This is a genomic window from Bradyrhizobium yuanmingense, from assembly GCF_900094575.1.
GTDB lineage: Bacteria > Pseudomonadota > Alphaproteobacteria > Rhizobiales > Xanthobacteraceae > Bradyrhizobium > Bradyrhizobium yuanmingense.
In genome coordinates this window covers 194222-209160 of record NZ_FMAE01000008.1, presented here as the reverse complement: position 1 = coordinate 209160, position 14939 = coordinate 194222, and the positions used below count along the sequence as shown (strand labels likewise).

The 14939-nt window shown below is 63.4% G+C and carries 25 protein-coding genes; all 25 read right to left on the bottom strand.

The genetic code is table 11. From position 1 onward, the window contains the following. Positions 1-6 precede the first annotated feature (6 nt). Positions 7-795, bottom strand: a complete 789-nt coding sequence (locus GA0061099_RS28480) for an SDR family NAD(P)-dependent oxidoreductase (protein ID WP_074448156.1) — start codon at positions 793-795, stop codon at positions 7-9. Between the two features lie 189 nt (positions 796-984). Then, positions 985-1401, bottom strand: a complete 417-nt coding sequence (gene rplQ, locus GA0061099_RS28475; RefSeq protein ID WP_025036979.1) for a 50S ribosomal protein L17 — start codon at positions 1399-1401, stop codon at positions 985-987. Positions 1402-1549: 148 nt separating this feature from the next. Beyond that, the gene (locus GA0061099_RS28470; RefSeq protein ID WP_036011050.1) at positions 1550-2581 is read right to left on the bottom strand and encodes a DNA-directed RNA polymerase subunit alpha; all 1032 of its coding nucleotides are present in this window, start codon (positions 2579-2581) and stop codon (positions 1550-1552) included. Positions 2582-2695: 114 nt separating this feature from the next. Further along, positions 2696-3085: a 30S ribosomal protein S11 gene (gene rpsK / locus GA0061099_RS28465; protein ID WP_007603045.1), complete on the bottom strand. Its 390-nt coding sequence runs from the start codon at positions 3083-3085 to the stop codon at positions 2696-2698. Between the two features lie 131 nt (positions 3086-3216). Next, positions 3217-3585 (bottom strand): 30S ribosomal protein S13, encoded by a 369-nt coding sequence (gene rpsM / locus GA0061099_RS28460; RefSeq protein WP_008549231.1) that lies wholly within the window; start codon positions 3583-3585, stop codon positions 3217-3219. 187 nt (positions 3586-3772) lie between these two features. Beyond that, positions 3773-4642 carry an adenylate kinase gene (locus GA0061099_RS28455; RefSeq protein WP_036027593.1) on the bottom strand — a complete coding sequence of 290 codons (870 nt, stop codon included), beginning with the start codon at positions 4640-4642 and terminating at the stop codon, positions 3773-3775. Further along, positions 4639-5850, bottom strand: a complete 1212-nt coding sequence (locus tag GA0061099_RS28450) for a preprotein translocase subunit SecY (RefSeq protein ID WP_036027594.1) — start codon at positions 5848-5850, stop codon at positions 4639-4641. The genes GA0061099_RS28455 and GA0061099_RS28450 overlap by 4 nt, the downstream gene beginning before the upstream one ends. Next, the gene (secY, locus tag GA0061099_RS28445) at positions 5847-7178 is read right to left on the bottom strand and encodes a preprotein translocase subunit SecY (protein WP_036011045.1); all 1332 of its coding nucleotides are present in this window, start codon (positions 7176-7178) and stop codon (positions 5847-5849) included. Before secY ends, GA0061099_RS28450 begins: the two co-directional genes overlap by 4 nt. 149 nt (positions 7179-7327) lie before the next feature. Next, the gene (rplO, locus tag GA0061099_RS28440; RefSeq protein ID WP_036011044.1) at positions 7328-7813 is read right to left on the bottom strand and encodes a 50S ribosomal protein L15; all 486 of its coding nucleotides are present in this window, start codon (positions 7811-7813) and stop codon (positions 7328-7330) included. Between the two features lie 75 nt (positions 7814-7888). Next, the gene (rpmD, locus tag GA0061099_RS28435) at positions 7889-8083 is read right to left on the bottom strand and encodes a 50S ribosomal protein L30 (RefSeq protein WP_025036984.1); all 195 of its coding nucleotides are present in this window, start codon (positions 8081-8083) and stop codon (positions 7889-7891) included. Between the two features lie 25 nt (positions 8084-8108). Then, on the bottom strand, positions 8109-8702 hold the full coding sequence (gene rpsE, locus GA0061099_RS28430) for a 30S ribosomal protein S5 (RefSeq protein ID WP_025036985.1): 594 nt from the start codon (positions 8700-8702) through the stop codon (positions 8109-8111). 44 nt (positions 8703-8746) lie between these two features. After that, a complete protein-coding gene (gene rplR / locus GA0061099_RS28425; RefSeq protein WP_024342458.1) occupies positions 8747-9109 on the bottom strand; it encodes a 50S ribosomal protein L18 in 363 nt (120 codons plus the stop codon). A gap of 11 nt (positions 9110-9120) precedes the next feature. Continuing rightward, positions 9121-9654, bottom strand: coding sequence for a 50S ribosomal protein L6 (rplF, locus tag GA0061099_RS28420; protein WP_036011036.1), 534 nt, complete (start codon positions 9652-9654; stop codon positions 9121-9123). A 16-nt stretch (positions 9655-9670) separates the two neighbouring features. Then, positions 9671-10069, bottom strand: a complete 399-nt coding sequence (gene rpsH, locus GA0061099_RS28415) for a 30S ribosomal protein S8 (RefSeq protein WP_024342456.1) — start codon at positions 10067-10069, stop codon at positions 9671-9673. Between the two features lie 14 nt (positions 10070-10083). Continuing rightward, positions 10084-10389, bottom strand: coding sequence for a 30S ribosomal protein S14 (rpsN, locus tag GA0061099_RS28410; protein ID WP_028137018.1), 306 nt, complete (start codon positions 10387-10389; stop codon positions 10084-10086). 46 nt (positions 10390-10435) lie between these two features. Beyond that, the gene (gene rplE, locus GA0061099_RS28405; RefSeq protein ID WP_025036988.1) at positions 10436-10993 is read right to left on the bottom strand and encodes a 50S ribosomal protein L5; all 558 of its coding nucleotides are present in this window, start codon (positions 10991-10993) and stop codon (positions 10436-10438) included. Next, entirely contained in the window at positions 10986-11300 is a 315-nt protein-coding gene (gene rplX / locus GA0061099_RS28400) for a 50S ribosomal protein L24 (RefSeq protein WP_011088142.1), read from the bottom strand. Before rplX ends, rplE begins: the two co-directional genes overlap by 8 nt. Then, positions 11300-11668 carry a 50S ribosomal protein L14 gene (rplN, locus tag GA0061099_RS28395; protein WP_007603030.1) on the bottom strand — a complete coding sequence of 123 codons (369 nt, stop codon included), beginning with the start codon at positions 11666-11668 and terminating at the stop codon, positions 11300-11302. Before rplN ends, rplX begins: the two co-directional genes overlap by 1 nt. A gap of 84 nt (positions 11669-11752) precedes the next feature. After that, on the bottom strand, positions 11753-12001 hold the full coding sequence (gene rpsQ, locus GA0061099_RS28390; protein WP_024342452.1) for a 30S ribosomal protein S17: 249 nt from the start codon (positions 11999-12001) through the stop codon (positions 11753-11755). Positions 12002-12014: 13 nt separating this feature from the next. Then, the gene (rpmC, locus tag GA0061099_RS28385) at positions 12015-12221 is read right to left on the bottom strand and encodes a 50S ribosomal protein L29 (protein WP_025036989.1); all 207 of its coding nucleotides are present in this window, start codon (positions 12219-12221) and stop codon (positions 12015-12017) included. 5 nt (positions 12222-12226) lie between these two features. Further along, on the bottom strand, positions 12227-12640 hold the full coding sequence (rplP, locus tag GA0061099_RS28380; protein WP_008136349.1) for a 50S ribosomal protein L16: 414 nt from the start codon (positions 12638-12640) through the stop codon (positions 12227-12229). Between the two features lie 30 nt (positions 12641-12670). Beyond that, positions 12671-13396 carry a 30S ribosomal protein S3 gene (rpsC, locus tag GA0061099_RS28375; RefSeq protein ID WP_036011029.1) on the bottom strand — a complete coding sequence of 242 codons (726 nt, stop codon included), beginning with the start codon at positions 13394-13396 and terminating at the stop codon, positions 12671-12673. A gap of 17 nt (positions 13397-13413) precedes the next feature. Then, positions 13414-13800 carry a 50S ribosomal protein L22 gene (gene rplV / locus GA0061099_RS28370; protein WP_008549264.1) on the bottom strand — a complete coding sequence of 129 codons (387 nt, stop codon included), beginning with the start codon at positions 13798-13800 and terminating at the stop codon, positions 13414-13416. A 10-nt stretch (positions 13801-13810) separates the two neighbouring features. Next, positions 13811-14089, bottom strand: coding sequence for a 30S ribosomal protein S19 (gene rpsS / locus GA0061099_RS28365; protein WP_008136357.1), 279 nt, complete (start codon positions 14087-14089; stop codon positions 13811-13813). A 12-nt stretch (positions 14090-14101) separates the two neighbouring features. Continuing rightward, entirely contained in the window at positions 14102-14935 is an 834-nt protein-coding gene (gene rplB / locus GA0061099_RS28360; protein ID WP_024342450.1) for a 50S ribosomal protein L2, read from the bottom strand. Positions 14936-14939 lie beyond the last annotated feature (4 nt).

The window sequence follows — 14939 nt, the reverse complement described above, 5'->3', positions numbered from 1 at the left end:
ATCTCCTCAGGCGATCGTGTTGACGATGCCACCTTCTGCGCGCAGCGCTGCGCCGTTGGTGGCGGATGCCTCCTTCGAGGCGACATAGACCACCATGTTGGCGATCTCGTCGACGCTGGCGAAACGCTGCAGCAGCGAGCTCGGGCGATGCTGCTTGACGAAGTTGGCGGCGGCTTCATCCACGGACTGGCCGTTCTGCTTCGCGAGATCCTTGACGAACGTCTCGACGCCCTCCGACATGGTCGGGCCCGGCAGCACGGAATTGACGGTGACGCCGGTGCCGCTGGTGAGCTGCGCCAGGCCGCGCGCCACCGAAAGCTGGGCCGTCTTGGTCATGCCGTAATGGATCATCTCGACGGGAATGTTGAGCCCGGATTCCGAGGAGATGAAGACGATGCGGCCCCAATTGCGCTTCAGCATGCCCTTCATGTAGGCGCGCGACAACCGCACGCCGCTCATCACGTTGACCTCGAAGAAACGGCTCCAGTCCTCGTCGGAGATGTCGAAGAAATCCTTGGGCTCGAAGATGCCGGCATTGTTGATGAGGATGTCGACCTCGGGCAGCGCCGCAACGAGTGCCTTGCAGCCAGCCGCGGTCGAGACGTCGGCCGCGATGCCGCGGACCTTCCCGCCCGTCCCTTCCAGCCTGCGCACCGCCGCATCGACTTTGTCCTGGCCGCGGCCGTTGATCACGACGCTGGCGCCGGAGCCGGCGAGACCCCTGGCGATGGCGTGGCCGATACCGGCGGTCGAGCCGGTCACGAGAGCGGTTTTTCCGGAAAGGTCGATCTTCATGCGATATCTCCATGGATGCGGATGGAGATATCGGAAGCGGCTCCCTCAGCTGCAATCGGGGCTCACCGACGCGTGAGGAGCGTGAATGGTGGGCACGGCGCGCTAAGAGCGGGCCTTTGTCCACCCGACCGTTCCAACAAAAAAGCGGCGCCAAAGGCGCCGCTCTTGAAACGTCATGCCGATCGGGCTTTACGCCGCCTCGGCTTCCTTCTCCTGCACCGGGCCGGAATCCTGGCCCTTGGCATCGACGTCGCGATCGACGAACTCGATCACGGCCATCGCGGCGTTGTCGCCGTAGCGGAAGCCGGCCTTGATGATGCGGGTGTAGCCGCCCTGGCGGTCCTTGTAGCGGGTCGCCAGCGTGTCGAAGAGCTTCTTGACCATGTCGACGTCGCGCAGCTCGGAGATGGCCTGACGGCGCAGCGACAGGCCGCCCTTCTTGCCGAGGGTGACGAGCTTCTCGACGATCGGGCGAAGCTCCTTGGCCTTGGGCAGCGTGGTGACGATCTGCTCGTGCTTGATCAGCGCGGCCGCCATGTTGGCGAACATCGCCTTGCGGTGCTCGGCCGTGCGGTTGAGCTTCCGATGAACCTTGCCGTGACGCATGTGTGTAGTCCTTCTTCGATTGTGTCGCGGTGGTTCAGCGACTGGTTTTCAGGTGGGCTTCCTGCGTTCGCCCTAGGCTGCGAGTGGCGAATGGTGAGTAGCGAATAGATCTTCTTCCCCTACTCGCCACTCCCTACTCGCCATTCGCTCAGTAATGATCCTCGAAGCGCTTGGCGAGCTCGTCGATGTTCTCCGGCGGCCAGCCCGGCACTTCCATGCCGAGGTGCAGACCCATCTGGGCCAGCACTTCCTTGATCTCGTTCAGCGACTTGCGGCCGAAGTTCGGGGTGCGGAGCATTTCCGCCTCGCTCTTCTGCACGAGGTCGCCGATGTAGACGATGTTGTCGTTCTTCAGGCAGTTGGCCGAACGCACCGACAGCTCGAGCTCGTCCACCTTCTTGAGGAAGGCTGGGTTGAAGGCGAGGTCCGGGATGATCTCCTGGGCGACTTCCTTGCGCGGCTCTTCGAAGTTGACGAACACGTTGAGCTGATCCTGCAGGATGCGGGCGGCGTAGGCCACCGAGTCATCCGGCGTGATCGCGCCGTTGGTCTCGATCGTCATGGTCAGCTTGTCGTAGTCGAGGATCTGGCCCTCGCGGGTGTTCTCGACCTTGTAGGAGACCTTGCGGACCGGCGAGTACAGGCTGTCGACCGGGATCAGGCCGATCGGCGCATCCTCGGGACGGTTGCGCTCGGCGGGCACGTAGCCCTTGCCGGTCGAGACCGTGAACTCCATGCGGATCTCGGCGCCCTCGTCGAGCGTGCAGATCTGCAGATCGGGATTGAGTACGACCACATCGCCGACGGTCTGAATGTCGCCGGCGGTGACGACACCCGGGCCCTGCTTCTTCACGACCATGCGCTTGGGGCCTTCGCCCTGCATCTTGATCGAGATGTCCTTGATGTTGAGCACGATGTCGGTGACGTCCTCACGGACGCCCGCGATCGAGGAGAACTCGTGCAGCACGCCGTCGATGTGCACCGACTGCACCGCCGCGCCCTGGAGCGAGGAGAGCAGGATGCGGCGCAGCGCATTGCCGAGGGTCTGGCCGAAGCCACGCTCGAGCGGCTCGGCGACGATGGTCGCGAAACGCGAGGAATCGCTGCCGGGCGTGACCTGGAGCTTGTTCGGCCGAATCAGTTCTTGCCAATTTTTCTGGATCGTCACTGTTTCACCCATACAGGCCAGTCAATTTGACGGTGCAAATACTGGCGTTGGAGAAAGGCCGCAGATCATTCCCGCGGCTTCTTGCAAAGTCGCCGCGGGCGCCGACGCGCCCGCAGCTCGTCAAAATCAAACGCGCCGACGCTTGCGGGGACGGCAGCCGTTGTGCGGGATCGTGGTCACGTCGCGGATCGAGGTGACGGTGAAGCCGGCAGCCTGGAGCGCGCGGAGCGCCGATTCGCGGCCCGAACCGGGACCGGCGACCTCGACTTCCAGCGTGCGCATGCCGTGCTCCTGCGCCTTCTTGGACACGTCCTCGGCGGCAACCTGCGCGGCATACGGGGTCGACTTGCGCGAGCCCTTGAAGCCCATCGTGCCGGCCGAGGACCAGGCGATCGTATTGCCCTGCGCGTCGGTGATGGTGATGGTCGTGTTGTTGAACGACGAGTTCACATGCGCGACGCCGGAGGCGATGTTCTTGCGCTCACGACGACGAACGCGGGTGGCTTCCTTGCCCATTGAGTCCCTTTCCTGAAGATCTCAAACGCCGCCGTAATGCCAGCGGCTACACCTATGGAAGCGAATAGCGAGTAGCGAGTGGCGAATAGGGAAGCCCCCTACTCGCCACTCGCCACGTCCAATTCGCCAGTTTACTTCTTCTTGCCGGCGATGGCCTTGGCCGGGCCCTTGCGCGTGCGCGCATTGGTGTGGGTCCGCTGACCGCGCACCGGTAGACCGCGACGATGACGCAGGCCGCGATAGCAGCCGAGGTCCATCAGACGCTTGATGTTGATGCCGACCTCGCGACGCAGGTCGCCCTCGACGAGATAGTCGCGGTCGATCACTTCGCGGATCTGGAGCACTTCGGCGTCGCTGAGCTGATTGACGCGACGATCCACGGGGATCTTCACCTTCTCGAGGATCTCACCAGCGATCTTCTGGCCGATGCCATGGATGTACTGGAGCGCGATCAGTACGCGCTTGTTGGTGGGAATGTTCACGCCGGCAATACGGGCCACGGCCTTCTCTCCTGTTGCCGATCCCTCGTCAGGGCTCGGGCTTTAAGTGCTTGCTTTCTCGGGCAGGTGTTCACAAACGCGAACACGACGCCCACCCCCGGTCTTCCTGGGGCCCGGCATCGTCTGAAACTATCCGACTTGGATGCGGGGCTTATTAGGGGATTCCGGGGGCTTTCGTCAACCGCTGCTAGCGCTTGGCTCGCTTTTTCGTGACCTTTTTTGCGGCCTTTTTGGCACCCTTTTTGACCGACTTCTTGGCTGCTTTCTTGACGGTTTTCGTGGTGGCTTTCTTGGAGGCTTTCTTGGCCGCCTTCTTTGGGCCTTTCACCGCCGATTTGGCGGCCTTTTTAGCCGATTTGACGCCCTTTTTGGCCGTTTTTGCCGGCCTTGCCGCCGCCTTCTTCCCCGCCTGGGCCTTTTTAGCCGGCGCCGCCTTGGCGGCGCTCCGGGCATGCGTCTTGGGCTCGACCGCCCCCAGAGCCAGCAGCTGGCGATGGATGGCGCGGGTGACCTCGTCTATGGTCATCATGCCGTCGATGGTCGAGAGCTTCCGCCGCTCGGAATAGTAGTGAATCAGCGGTTCCGTCTGGCTGCGATAGCTGGCCAGCCGCTTGGTCAGGACCTCCGGGGTATCGTCGAGCCGGACCTCCTCGCCGCGCTCCCGCATTTGGGCGACGCGGGTCTCGACGCGGCTCAGAAGCGCACTCTCATTGACCCGGAGCTCGATCACGGCGTCCAGCTTGAGGTGCTTGCGCTTGAGCAGCTCGTCCAGCGCCTCGGCCTGCGGCACGGTGCGGGGGAAACCGTCGAGGATGAAACCGCTCTTGGCGTCCGGCTGCTCGATGCGGTCGGAAATGATTCCCACCACGACGTCATCGGGCACGAGGCCGCCGCTCGCCATGATCTCCTTGGCCTTCAACCCGACCGGGGTGCCGGCCGCAACCGCGGCACGCAGCATCTCGCCAGTCGAGAGCTGGACGATGCCATAGCGCTGCACCAGGAGCTGGGCCTGGGTCCCCTTGCCCGACCCCGGCGGTCCCAGAAGTATAATTCTCATCGGCGTACGCCCCCCGGATTGGTGAGCGACACCTCGCGCACCTGCGTTTTGATATCAAGAACGGTGCAAACCACAACCAGCACTGCACCACCATTGACGACCATACTATAAGGCAGCCCGATCCCGTAAAGCTCGAACACCTCCGGAATCAACTGCAACGCCGTCAGGTAGACGGCTCCGACGACTGTCGTCAATGACACGACGCGATCGAGATAGTCCGCGGTGGCCTCGCCGGGAGCGACACCGGGAATTGCGCCCTCATGGCGGGTCAGGGATTTGGCGGTGTATTCGGGATCAATCACATAAGCAGTGTAGACGAAGGCGAGCACGAACACGGCGATCGACACGAGAATGAGGTGCGCCGGCTGCCCCAGCTGGAGATGCCGGTAGGTTGCGGCAACCAGGGGATGATCGCCTCCCAGGATGAAGCCCGCAAAGGCAAGCGGCAGATAGAATATCCACGGCGCCACGGTGACGGGAATCACGAACCCGGCGCTGTTGAGCTTGATCGGCAGTACTGCATCGCGCACAGGCAGTTGCCGCGTACCGACGCTTTGTGCTGCGAACTGGACCCGGATATTTCGCCGCGCACCTTCGACAAGCACGATCACGACGACGATCGCGATCCAAAACACGACATGGCCGAGCACAAGATTGCCCGAGATCGTCCCGCTCCTCACGAGATCCGCGATACCGGCAATGTTTTGCGGAACGGCGACGATGAAGCCGGCACTCAAGATCAGCGCCAAGCCATTGCCGATGCCGTAGCGGGTCATCTGTTCGCTGAGCCACACCAGCACGACGACGCCGCCGACCATCGAGGCCGTAGCCGTCGTCACGAACCAGCCGTCGGGATTTTTGACGAGGCCCGAGATCGACGTCAGTGCCGAGGCGATGCCGTAGGCCTGAAAGGCCGCAATTCCGAGTGTGAGCCCGAGCGTGGCACGTGCGATCTTACGCCGTCCGCCCTCGCCGGATCGTTCGAGCGAACTCAGGCCGCGCCAGACCATGGACAGCAGCCGGATCAAGATTGCCGCAGTCAGATAGGGAATGAGGCCGAGCGCAAAGATCGAAAGCCGGGAGACGAGATCCAGCGCCGGCGAGACGTCGGAGAGATTCAGTCCCGCAATCGGGATCTGCGTGCCGAGCCTGAAAAGGAGCAGCGCGCCGATCGTGAAAGCGATTCGGCGCGCGAGCTCCCTGCTCATCTACGGCGGCCCCGCAGCTTGGACTTGCGGATCAGACCTTCATACTGGTGCGCCAGCAGATAGCCCTGGACCTGCGCCACCGTGTCCATGGTGACGCTGACGACGATCAGCAGCGAGGTGCCGCCGAAATAGAACGGCACCGAAGCGTAGGAGATCAGGATTTCCGGGATCAAGCAGACGATGGCGAGATAAATCGCACCCAGCACGGTGATGCGCGACAGCACATAGTCGATGTATTCCGCGGTGCGTTCGCCCGGGCGAATGCCGGGAATGAAACCGCCGTGCTTCTTCAGATTGTCCGCGGTCTCGGTCGGGTTGAACACGATCGCGGTGTAGAAGAAGGCGAAGAACACGATCAGCGCCAGATACATGATCAGGAACAGCGGACGGCCATGGCCGAGCTGTGTCGTGATCCACTGGAACCATTCCGGCCCGCTGCCCGTGTTGAAGTTCGCAACCGTCGTCGGCAAGAGGAGCAGCGAGGATGCGAAGATCGGCGGGATCACGCCGGAGGTGTTGAGCTTGAGCGGCAGATGCGAGGACTGGCCCTCGAACATCTTGTTGCCGACCTGGCGCTTCGGATACTGGATCAAGAGGCGGCGCTGGGCGCGCTCCATGAAGACGATGAAGGCGATCACGACGACGGCCATGATGATGACGACCAGGATCAGGCCGGTCGACATCGCGCCCTGACGGCCGAGCTCGAGCATGCCGGCGAGTGCCGCGGGCAACTCGGCGACGATGCCGGCCAGAATGATCAGCGAAATGCCGTTGCCGATGCCGCGCGAGGTGATCTGCTCGCCGAGCCACATCAGGAACATGGTGCCGCCGGTCAGCGTGATAGAGGTCGAGAGCAGGAAAAACAGTCCAGGTTCGCTGACGACATTGCCGGCGCCCTGAAGTCCTACCGCGATGCCGTAGGACTGGAACGCGGCCAGGATCACCGTGAGATAGCGGGTATACTGATTCAGCGTCTTGCGGCCGGCTTCGCCTTCCTTTTTCAGCGCTTCGAGCTGCGGCGACACCGTGGTCAACAGCTGGATGATGATGGAGGCCGAGATATACGGCATGATGTTCAGCGCGAAGATCGCCATGCGGTTGATGCCGCCGCCGGCGAACATGTTGAACATGCCGAGGATGCCGCCGGCCTGCGAGCGGAACACCTGTTCCCAGGCGCTCGGGTCGATGCCGGGCAGCGGAATGTAGGTCCCGAGCCGATAAACGAGCAGCGCACCCAGGGTGAACCAGATGCGCTTCTTCAGTTCGTCGGCCTTGGCAAACGCGCCGAAATTGAGATTGGCTGCCAGTTGTTCCGCTGCAGAGACCATCTTGGACTTTCTCCCGCCGCCTATTGCGCCGTTGATGCCCGCGGCCGGGCTGAATTAGCGGACGCCGGACATTATCTGGGGCTCGGCTTCGATAAGTCCACGTCCCGCATGCGTAAAGGCCCGCGCGCCGCGGGCCAATGACGCAGTTGTTACGCCGCCTCGCCTTCTTCCTTGGGCTGGGCGAGGATCTTCACCGAACCGCCGGCCTTCTCGACCGCGGCGATCGCGGTCTTGCTGGCGCCGTGCACTTCGATGTTGAGCTTGGACTTGAGCTCGCCTCGGCCGAGCAGCCGCAGGCCGCCCTTGGCGCGGCGCAGCACGCCGCCTTTCACCAGGGCCTCGACGTTGACGACGCTGCCGGCGTCGATCTTCTTGGCGTCGACCGCTTCCTGGAGCCGGTCGAGATTGATCTCGGCGAACTCGACGCGGAAGATGTTGTTGAAGCCGCGCTTGGGCAGACGGCGATGCATCGGCATCTGGCCGCCTTCGAAACCCTTGATGCGCACGCCCGAACGCGCGGTCTGGCCCTTGCCGCCGCGGCCGGACTGCTTGCCCTTGCCGGAACCGATGCCGCGGCCGACGCGCATACGCTTCTTGCGCGAGCCGGCGTTGTCGGCGATATCGCTGAGCTTCATCGCCCTTCTCCTTGTGTCTTGCGCACGATCTTCACCGAAAACCGCTTCCCGCTCTCCGGGACCGTGCGCCTTTGCTTACTTCTCGTCGATGATGCGGACGAGATGGTGAACCTTCTCGATCATGCCGCGGACCGCCGGGGTATCCGGCAGTTCGCTGGTGCGGCCGATCTTGTTGAGCTTGAGCCCGATCAGGGTCGAACGCTGCGAGTGGTGGCGGCGGATCGCGCTGCCGGTCTGCTCGACCTTGATCGTCTTTGCGGCCTTGGCCATGGGAGTCTACTCCGAAAAGCTTCCGTTAGTCGGCGGCCGCCTCGGCATCGCCGCCGATACGACGGGACTGGAGGGTGGACACCTTGATGTTGCGGCGGGCTGCGACCGAACGCGGCGAATCCTGGTGCTTGAGCGCGTCGAAGGTCGCGCGCACCATGTTGTACGGGTTCGACGAGCCGATCGACTTCGCCACCACGTCCTGGACGCCGAGCGTCTCGAACACGGCGCGCATCGGGCCACCGGCGATGATGCCGGTACCGGCCGGAGCTGCACGCAGATAGACACGGCCCGCGCCATGACGGCCGGCGATGTCGTGATGGAGCGTGCGGCCCTCGCGCAGCGACACCCGCGTCAGGTTGCGCTTGGCGGACTCGGTCGCCTTGCGGATCGCCTCAGGCACTTCGCGCGCCTTGCCGTGACCGAAGCCGGCGCGGCCCTTCTGGTCGCCGATCACGACCAGCGCTGCGAAACCGAAGCGCTTGCCGCCCTTGACGACCTTGGCCACGCGGTTGATGTGGACGAGCTTGTCGACGAACTCGCTGTCGCGCTCCTCGCGCTCCCTGCGTTCACGTCCGCCGCCGCGTTGATCGCGTCCACCACGTTGTTCGCGTTCTGCCATTTTTCTAATCCTTCAGAGACTTACGCCTCAATCCTCAAATTCTGTTAGAAGCTCAGCCCACTCTCACGCGCTGCATCGGCAAGAGCCTTGACGCGCCCGTGATAGAGATAGCTGCCGCGATCGAACACGACTTCCTTGACACCCTTCTCTGCAGCGCGCTCGGCCAGCAGCTTGCCGACCGCCTTCGCCGCATCGATGTCGGCGCCGGTCTTGCCGCCGTCGCGCATCGACTTCTCGAGCGACGAAGCAGAGGCCAGCGTCTCGCCCTTCAGGTCGTCGATGACCTGGGCGTAGATGTGCTTGGACGAGCGGAACACCGACAGGCGCGGACGGCCGCCGGCGGAACGGCGCAGCTTCAGCCGCACACTCCGCTTGCGCCGGGCATTCGTAACCTTGGCTTTCGACATGACCGGCTCCGTTACTTCTTCTTGCCTTCCTTGCGGAAGATGAATTCGCCCACATACTTCACGCCCTTGCCCTTGTAGGGCTCCGGCGGACGATAGGAGCGGATCTCGGCGGCGACCTGGCCGACGCGCTGGACGTCGCTGCCCGCCACCGTGATCTCGGTCGGCTTCGGCACGGTGATCGTGATCCCCTCGGGGATCGGGTAGATCACGTCATGGCTGTAGCCGAGCGCGAGCTGCAGGTTCTTGCCCTGCATCGCGGCGCGATAGCCGACGCCGGTGATCTCGAGCTTCTTCTCGAAACCTTTGGTGACGCCTTCGACCAGATTCGCAACCTGGGCGCGAGCGGTGCCGTAGAGGGCCCGCGCGCGGTTGGTCTCGGTCCGCGGCTTGACCTTGACCTGGCCGTTCTCGAGCTTCACCTCGACGTCGTCGTGGACGACGAACTGAAGCTGGCCCTTCGGCCCCTTCATCTTGACGGTCTGCCCATCGACGGTCGCGGTCACACCCGACGGAACCGCCACAGGCCTTTTGCCAACTCGTGACATGGATGAAAAATCCTTCTCAGAACACCGTGAAGAGGACTTCACCGCCCACATTCGCGTCGCGCGCGCTGTGGTCGGCCATGATCCCCTTCGGCGTCGACAACACCGAAATGCCGAGACCGTTGTTCACCCGCGGCAGGTTCTTCACCGAGGCGTAGACTCTGCGCCCGGGCTTGGAAACGCGCTCAATCTCGCGAATGACGGGCTCGCCGTCGAAATACTTCAGCTCGATCTCGATCTCGCTGCGGCCCGAGGAGTGCTCGAGCGTGGCGTAACCGCGGATGTAGCCTTCGGCCTTCAGAACCTCGAGCACGTTCTCGCGCATCTTCGAGCCAGGCGTGGAAACCTTGGTCTTCGAACGCATCTGCGCGTTGCGGATACGGGTGATCAGATCGCTGATTGGATCGTGCGTAGACATCTAAACGACCCTCCTTACCAGCTGGACTTCACGAGGCCCGGGACCATGCCCTTGGAGCCAAGTTCGCGCAGCGCGATACGGGACAGCTTGTTCTTGCGATAGTTCGAGCGCGGACGGCCCGACAACTCGCAACGCAGGCGGATGCGGGTCGCCGACGAGTTGCGCGGCATTTCCGCCAGCTTCAGGGTCGCGGCGAACCGCTCCTCCATCGGCAGCGTCTTGTCGGCGATGATCGCCTTCAACCGCTCGCGCTTGGCGGCGGCGTTCTTCACCATCCGCTTGCGCCGGTTGTTCTTCTCGACTGAACTCTTCTTTGCCATGCTTGGCTCCTGGGTATCCGCGTTTGAGAGGCTCTAAGTCAGCGTCTCACTGCCGGAACGGGAAATTGAAAGCGGTCAACAAGGCCCTCGCCTCTTCGTCGGTCTTGGCCGTGGTGCAGACGGTGATGTCCATACCGCGGGCTTCCGTGACCTTGTCGAAGTCGATCTCGGGGAAAATGATGTGCTCCTTGATGCCGAGCGAGTAGTTGCCGCGGCCGTCGAAGCTCTTCGGGTTCAGGCCGCGGAAGTCGCGCACGCGCGGCAGCGCGACGTTCACCAGGCGATCGATGAACTCGTACATGCGGGCCTTGCGCAGCGTGACCTTGCAGCCGATCGGCTGGTTCTCACGCAGTTTGAAGGTCGCGATCGCAATGCGCGAATAGGTGACGATCGCCTTCTGGCCGGCGATCTGGGTCAATTCGGCAGCGGCGGTCTCGGCCTTCTTGCGGTCGTTGACGGAATCGCCAACGCCCATGTTCAGCACGACCTTGTCCAGGCGCGGAACCTGCATGACATTCTCGTAACCGAACTTCTCGGTCAGAGCCGTGCGGATCTTCGCGTCATATTCCGCGCGCAGGCGCGGCGTGTAAGCGGCCTCAGCCATCGATCTCAGCTCCCGAGCTCTTGGCGATGCGGACCTTCTTGCCGTCCGCCAGAATCTTGAATCCGACGCGGGTCGGCTTTCCGTCCTTGCCGACATACGCGATGTTGGACAGTTGGATCGGCGCCTCTTTCGAGATGATGCCGCCCTCCTGGGCCTGCGTCTGCTTCTGGTGACGCTTGACCATGTTGATGCCGCGCACCAGCGCGGTGCCGGCGTCGGGGCGAACCTCGAACACTTCGCCGGTGCGGCCCTTGTCGCGGCCGGTCAGCACGACGACCTTGTCGCCCTTGCGGATCTTCGCAGCCATCACAGCACCTCCGGCGCGAGCGAGATGATCTTCATGTGGTTCTTGGCGCGCAGCTCGCGCGGCACGGGCCCGAAGATACGGGTGCCGACCGGCTCGGACTGGTTGTTGATCAGCACGGCGGCGTTGCGGTCGAAACGGATGACCGAGCCGTCGGCGCGGCGGATGTCCTTGCGGACGCGCACCACGACGGCCTTCATCACGTCGCCCTTCTTCACCTTGCCACGCGGAATGGCTTCCTTGATCGACACGACGATGATGTCGCCGATCGTGGCGTAGCGGCGCTTGGAGCCTCCGAGCACCTTGATACACATGACACGGCGTGCGCCAGAATTGTCGGCCACGTCGAGGTTGGTCTGCATCTGAATCATTGATGCACCTCGTCCTCTTTCTCTTTGCGCCAGCCCAGCCGGCGCTCAACATTTCCCTGAAGTCAGTCGGCTAAAGCCAACAGATCAGGCGCTTTTCTTGTGTTCGCCCCGGATCACGACCCAGCGCTTCAACTTCGAAATCGGCTTCGTTTCCTCGATCCACACCATGTCGCCCGGCTTGAACTGGTTGCTCTCGTCGTGCGCGTGGTAGTTCTTCGAACGGCGGATCGTCTTCTTGTAGATCGGGTGCGTGAAGCGGCGGTCGACGCGCACCACGATGGTCTTGGCTTGCTTGTCGCTGACGACCACGCCCTGCAAAGTACGTTTCGGCATCTTCGTAAGCCTCTTACTTCTTCTTCGCGCGCGTCTGCGCGGCGATGGTCTTGATCCGGGCGATGTCGCGGCGGGCCTCGCGCAGGCGCGAGGTGTTCTCGAGCTGCCCGGTGGCGCGCTGGAAGCGCAGGTTGAAGCGCTCCTTCTTCAGGTTCAGGATGGCCTCATCCTGCTGGTCGGGGCTCATCGCGCGGATGTCTTCGATCTTCATCTGTGCCATGGCCATTACTCCGCAATGCGCTCGACGAAGCGCGTCTTGATCGGCAGCTTGGCGGCCGCCAGGGTCAGCGCCTCACGCGCCGTCTGGGTATTGACGCCGTCGATCTCGAACAGCACCCGGCCCGGCTTGACGCGCGCGACCCACAATTCCGGCGAACCCTTGCCGGAGCCCATGCGGACTTCGGCCGGCTTCTTCGACACCGGAACGTCGGGGAACACGCGGATCCAGACGCGGCCGGCGCGCTTCATGTGGCGGGTCAGCGCGCGGCGGGCGGCTTCGATCTGGCGCGCGGTGACGCGCTCAGGCTCGGTCGCCTTCAGGCCGAACTGGCCGAACGCCAACGTCGCGCCCGAAGACGCAACGCCGTGGATGCGGCCCTTATGCGCCTTCCGGAACTTCGTTTTCTTAGGTTGCATCATGGCTTTAAGCCCTCAAATTCCTGTCTGGCCTTAGGCAGCGGCCGTCTCGCGGCGCTGACGGCCACCGCGATCGCCACTGCCGCCGGTCTCGCCTTCGGCCATTCTCTTGTCCTGGGCCATCGGATCGTGCTCGAGGATCTCGCCCTTGAAGATCCAGACCTTGACGCCGCAGGTGCCGAAGGTCGTGAACGCGGTCGCAACGCCGTAGTCGATGTCGGCACGCAGCGTGTGCAGCGGCACGCGGCCTTCGCGGTACCACTCCATGCGCGCGATTTCCGCACCGCCCAGACGTCCCGAGCAGTTGATGCGGATGCCCTCCGCGCCGAGACGCATTGCCGACTGCACGGCGCGCTTCATGGCACGGCGGAACGCCACGCGGCGCTCGAGCTGCTGCGCGATCGATTCGGCCACCAGCGTCGCATCGAGCTCCGGCTTGCGGATCTCGACGATGTTGATGACGACGTCGGACGAGGTGATGTCCGCGACCCTCTTGCGCAGCTTGTCGATGTCGGCGCCCTTCTTGCCGATCACCACGCCCGGACGGGCCGAGTGGATGGTGACGCGGCACTTCTTGTGCGGACGCTCGATCACGATGCGGGCGACGGCCGCCTGCTTGAGCTCCTTGTGCAGGATCTCGCGGATCTTGACGTCCTCGTGCAGCAGCTTGCCGTATTCCTGCTTGCCGGCGAACCAGCGGGAATCCCAGGTCCGGTTGATGCCGAGACGCAGACCGATCGGATTGATCTTTTGACCCATCGTGTTCTCCTGCGCCCTTAAGCGGCGGCTTCAGCTTCGACCTGACGAACGATGATCGTCAGCTGCGAAAACGGTTTGTAGACACGGCCCGAGCGGCCGCGGCCGCGGGCGGCGAAGCGCTTCATCACGAGGCCATTGCCGACGAAGGCCTGCGCCACGACGAGATCGTCGACGTCGAGGTCGTGGTTGTTCTCGGCGTTGGCGATCGCCGATTCCAGGCACTTCTTCACGTCGACCGCGATCCGCTTGCGCGAAAACTGCAGGTCGGCGAGCGCGGCAGACGCCTTCCGGCCGCGAATGAGCTGGGCGACCAGGTTGAGCTTCTGCGGGCTCACCCGCAGCATCCGGGCGACCGCCTTGGCCTCGTTGTCGGCGAGGCTCCGTTCGCGCTTAGGTTTGCTCATCGTTTAATCCTCAAGCCTTCTTGGCTTTCTTGTCGCCGGAGTGGCCATGGAAGGTCCGGGTCGGCGAGAACTCGCCGAACTTGTGACCGACCATTTCCTCGTTCACGGCCACCGGCACGTGCTTCTGACCGTTGTAGACGCCGAAGGTCAGGCCGACGAATTGCGGCAGGATCGTCGAGCGACGGCTCCAGATCTTGATGACGTCGTGACGGCCGGACGCGCGCGCGGCATCTGCCTTCTTGAGCAGAGAACCCTCGACGAACGGGCCTTTCCAGACTGAACGAACCATGTCCGGCGTTCCTTACTTCTTCCGCTTGTGGCGGCTTAGGAGAATGAATTTGTTGGTCGACTTGTTGGTGCGGGTCTTCTTGCCCTTGGTCGGCTTGCCCCACGGGGTGACCGGGTGGCGGCCGCCCGAGGTACGACCTTCACCACCGCCGTGCGGATGGTCGATCGGGTTCATCGCGACACCGCGGTTGTGCGGCCTGCGGCCCATCCAACGCTTGCGACCGGCCTTGCCGATCGAGGTGTTCATGTGATCCGGGTTCGACACCGCGCCGATCGTGCCGCGGCAACGACCGTGCACGAGGCGCTGCTCGCCCGAGTTCAGGCGGATGATGACGTAATCCTGGTCACGGCCGACGAGCTGGGCGTAGGTGCCGGCGGAACGCGCCAGCTGGCCGCCCTTGCCGATCTTGACCTCGATGTTGTGGATGATCGTGCCGACCGGCATGTTGCCGAGCGGCATGACGTTGCCCGGCTTCACGTCGACGTAATTGCCGGCGATGATCGTGTCACCCACCGCCAGGCGCTGCGGCGCCAGGATGTAGGCCTGCTCGCCGTCCTGATACTTGATCAGGGCGATGAAACCGGTGCGATTGGGATCATACTCGAGACGCTCGACGGTCGCGGGCACGTCGATCTTCTCACGCTTGAAGTCGACGGTACGCAGCGTCTGCTTGTGACCACCGCCGCGGAAGCGCACGGTGATGCGGCCGGTGTTGTTGCGGCCGCCCGAGGACTTCTTGCCTTCGGTGAGCGCCTTGACCGGCTTGCCCTTGTAGAGGGCCGAACGATCGACCATGACCAGCTGGCGCTGGCCCGGCGTCGTGGGATTGAATGTCTTCAGTGCCATCGTC

What these genes read in the sequence shown, in the direction of transcription:
- GA0061099_RS28480 (WP_074448156.1), bottom strand. Translation starts at nt 795, where the DNA reads ATGAAGATCGACCTTTCCGGAAAAACCGCTCTCGTGACCGGCTCGACC.
- rplQ (WP_025036979.1), bottom strand. Translation starts at nt 1,401, where the DNA reads ATGCGTCACGGCAAGGTTCATCGGAAGCTCAACCGCACGGCCGAGCAC.
- GA0061099_RS28470 (WP_036011050.1), bottom strand. Translation starts at nt 2,581, where the DNA reads ATGGGTGAAACAGTGACGATCCAGAAAAATTGGCAAGAACTGATTCGG.
- rpsK (WP_007603045.1), bottom strand. Translation starts at nt 3,085, where the DNA reads ATGGGCAAGGAAGCCACCCGCGTTCGTCGTCGTGAGCGCAAGAACATC.
- GA0061099_RS28455 (WP_036027593.1), bottom strand. Translation starts at nt 4,642, where the DNA reads ATGAGAATTATACTTCTGGGACCGCCGGGGTCGGGCAAGGGGACCCAG.
- GA0061099_RS28450 (WP_036027594.1), bottom strand. Translation starts at nt 5,850, where the DNA reads ATGAGCAGGGAGCTCGCGCGCCGAATCGCTTTCACGATCGGCGCGCTG.
- secY (WP_036011045.1), bottom strand. Translation starts at nt 7,178, where the DNA reads ATGGTCTCTGCAGCGGAACAACTGGCAGCCAATCTCAATTTCGGCGCG.
- rplO (WP_036011044.1), bottom strand. Translation starts at nt 7,813, where the DNA reads ATGAAGCTCAGCGATATCGCCGACAACGCCGGCTCGCGCAAGAAGCGT.
- rpmD (WP_025036984.1), bottom strand. Translation starts at nt 8,083, where the DNA reads ATGGCCAAGGCCGCAAAGACGATCAAGGTCGAGCAGACCGGCAGCGCG.
- rpsE (WP_025036985.1), bottom strand. Translation starts at nt 8,702, where the DNA reads ATGGCAGAACGCGAACAACGTGGTGGACGCGATCAACGCGGCGGCGGA.
- rplR (WP_024342458.1), bottom strand. Translation starts at nt 9,109, where the DNA reads ATGTCGAAAGCCAAGGTTACGAATGCCCGGCGCAAGCGGAGTGTGCGG.
- rplF (WP_036011036.1), bottom strand. Translation starts at nt 9,654, where the DNA reads ATGTCACGAGTTGGCAAAAGGCCTGTGGCGGTTCCGTCGGGTGTGACC.
- rpsH (WP_024342456.1), bottom strand. Translation starts at nt 10,069, where the DNA reads ATGTCTACGCACGATCCAATCAGCGATCTGATCACCCGTATCCGCAAC.
- rpsN (WP_028137018.1), bottom strand. Translation starts at nt 10,389, where the DNA reads ATGGCAAAGAAGAGTTCAGTCGAGAAGAACAACCGGCGCAAGCGGATG.
- rplE (WP_025036988.1), bottom strand. Translation starts at nt 10,993, where the DNA reads ATGGCTGAGGCCGCTTACACGCCGCGCCTGCGCGCGGAATATGACGCG.
- rplX (WP_011088142.1), bottom strand. Translation starts at nt 11,300, where the DNA reads ATGGCTGCGAAGATCCGCAAGGGCGACAAGGTCGTCGTGCTGACCGGC.
- rplN (WP_007603030.1), bottom strand. Translation starts at nt 11,668, where the DNA reads ATGATTCAGATGCAGACCAACCTCGACGTGGCCGACAATTCTGGCGCA.
- rpsQ (WP_024342452.1), bottom strand. Translation starts at nt 12,001, where the DNA reads ATGCCGAAACGTACTTTGCAGGGCGTGGTCGTCAGCGACAAGCAAGCC.
- rpmC (WP_025036989.1), bottom strand. Translation starts at nt 12,221, where the DNA reads ATGGCACAGATGAAGATCGAAGACATCCGCGCGATGAGCCCCGACCAG.
- rplP (WP_008136349.1), bottom strand. Translation starts at nt 12,640, where the DNA reads ATGATGCAACCTAAGAAAACGAAGTTCCGGAAGGCGCATAAGGGCCGC.
- rpsC (WP_036011029.1), bottom strand. Translation starts at nt 13,396, where the DNA reads ATGGGTCAAAAGATCAATCCGATCGGTCTGCGTCTCGGCATCAACCGG.
- rplV (WP_008549264.1), bottom strand. Translation starts at nt 13,800, where the DNA reads ATGAGCAAACCTAAGCGCGAACGGAGCCTCGCCGACAACGAGGCCAAG.
- rpsS (WP_008136357.1), bottom strand. Translation starts at nt 14,089, where the DNA reads ATGGTTCGTTCAGTCTGGAAAGGCCCGTTCGTCGAGGGTTCTCTGCTC.
- rplB (WP_024342450.1), bottom strand. Translation starts at nt 14,935, where the DNA reads ATGGCACTGAAGACATTCAATCCCACGACGCCGGGCCAGCGCCAGCTG.